The following is a 1,736-nucleotide window of genomic DNA, read 5'->3' as shown; positions in this document are numbered from 1 at the left end:
TACCGGTGACGAACCAGACCTCGTAGCCGTCGAGGTCGTTCTTGAGGGGGGTGCGGGTCATGACGGTTCCTTTTCGGGTGATCAGAGGGATGCCACGGCGGCGGCCTCGACGGCGAGGCCTGCGCGATAGCGGTCGAGGTAGGTCGAGAAGCCGGCGACGTCGGAGGCGACGGGCTCGGCGGTGACGATCGGCGCGTCGGCGAAGATCGCTTCGCGCAGGTACGTGTCGAGGTCGCGGCCCTGGCCGTCGACCACGTAGGCCGCGAGCACCGCGATGCCCCACGCGCCGCCCTCGGATGCCGTCTCGGCGACGGCGACGGGAGCATCGAGCGCCGCCGCGAGGAAGCGCTGTGCGACACCCGCGGTGCGGAACATGCCGCCGTGCGCATACATGCGATCGAGCTGCACCCCCTCGCCGTGGAGCACGTCCATACCGAGCGCCAGCGTGCCGAAGACGCCGTAGAGCTGCGCGCGCATGAAGTTCGGCAGCGTCAGGCGGCTATCGGGCGTGCGCACCACCAGCGGTCGCCCCTCGGCGAGGCCCGCGATGGGCTCACCGGCGAGGTGGTTGTACGCCAGCAGCCCGCCCGCGTCGGCTTCTCCCGACAGGGCGGCGTCGAACAGCGCCGCGTAGGTGGCATCCGGGGTCACGGGCGTGCCCGCCGCGGCGGCGAAGGCGGTGAAGAGGTTCGCCCAGGCGGCCAGTTCGCTCGCGCCGTTGTTGCAGTGCACCATCGCGACGGCGTCGCCCGACGGGGTCGTGACGAGGTCGAGCTCGTGGTGCACCTGGCTGAGCGGACGCTCCAGCACGACCATCGCGAAGATGCTCGTTCCCGCGCTGACGTTGCCCGTGCGCGGAGCCACGGCGCCGGTGGCGACCATGCCCGTGCCGGCGTCGCCCTCGGGCGGAGCGAAGGGGATGCCAGGATGCAGGGTTCCGCTCGGGTCGAGCAGGGCCGCACCCTCGGCGGTGAGGCTGCCCGCGGAGGCTCCGGCCACGAGCGACTGCGGGAGCAGGTCGCGGAGGGCCGGCAGCCGGCCGGCGGCGAGCGCGTCGTAGCGGGCGACGAGGTCGGCGTCGTAGTCACGGGTGGCGGAGTCGATCGGGAACATGCCCGAGGCGTCGCCCACGCCGAGCACCTTCTCGCCGGTCAGCTTCCAGTGCACGTACCCGGCGAGGGTGGTGAGGAAGCGGATCTCGGGGACGTGCGGCTCGGCGTCGACGACGGCCTGGTGCAGGTGAGCGATCGACCAGCGCAGCGGAATGTTCACGCCCAGCAACTCGGTGAGTTCGGCCGCCGCGACGCCCGTGTTCGTGTTGCGCCAGGTGCGGAAGGGGGCCAGCAGCTCGCCATCCGAGTCGAACGCGAGGTAGCCGTGCATCATCGCCGAGACACCCATGGCGGCGTAGCGCTCGGGGGTGACGCCGAACTGCTGTCGGACGTTGTCGACCAGCTCGGCATAGGCGGCCTGCAGGCCCGACCACACGGCATCCAGGGAATAGGTCCACAGCTTGTCGGCGTAGACGTTCTCCCACTCGTGGGAGCCGGTGGCCAGTACCTCGGCGTCGGGGCCGATGAGGCAGGCCTTGATGCGGGTGGATCCGAGTTCGATGCCGAGGGAGGCCCGGCCTTCGGTGATGGTGGTGCTCATCGGCGGTCGTCCGAGCTCTGTCCGTAGACGTTCTGGTAGCGGTTGTAGAGGGCGTCGATCTTGTCCTGCGGGATCGGGATGAG

1 protein-coding gene is annotated in these 1,736 nt (G+C 70.7%); it reads right to left on the bottom strand.

Translation table 11 applies throughout. The features are described from left to right. Positions 1–81: 81 nt before the first annotated feature. Positions 82–1,653 (bottom strand): xylulokinase, encoded by a 1,572-nt coding sequence (locus tag IFR11_RS16105; protein ID WP_191916850.1) that lies wholly within the window; start codon positions 1,651–1,653, stop codon positions 82–84. Positions 1,654–1,736: the final 83 nt, after the last annotated feature.

The sequence above is a fragment of the Microbacterium sp. CFBP 8801 genome (genome assembly GCF_014839455.1).
Taxonomy (GTDB): Bacteria; Actinomycetota; Actinomycetes; order Actinomycetales; family Microbacteriaceae; genus Microbacterium.
The sequence above is the reverse complement of the archived record's forward strand: the minus strand, read 5'-3'. Positions and strand labels throughout refer to the sequence as shown.

Coding starts and splice junctions, on each gene's coding strand:
- IFR11_RS16105 (WP_191916850.1), bottom strand. CDS start 1,653: ATGAGCACCACCATCACCGAAGGCCGGGCCTCCCTCGGCATCGAACTC.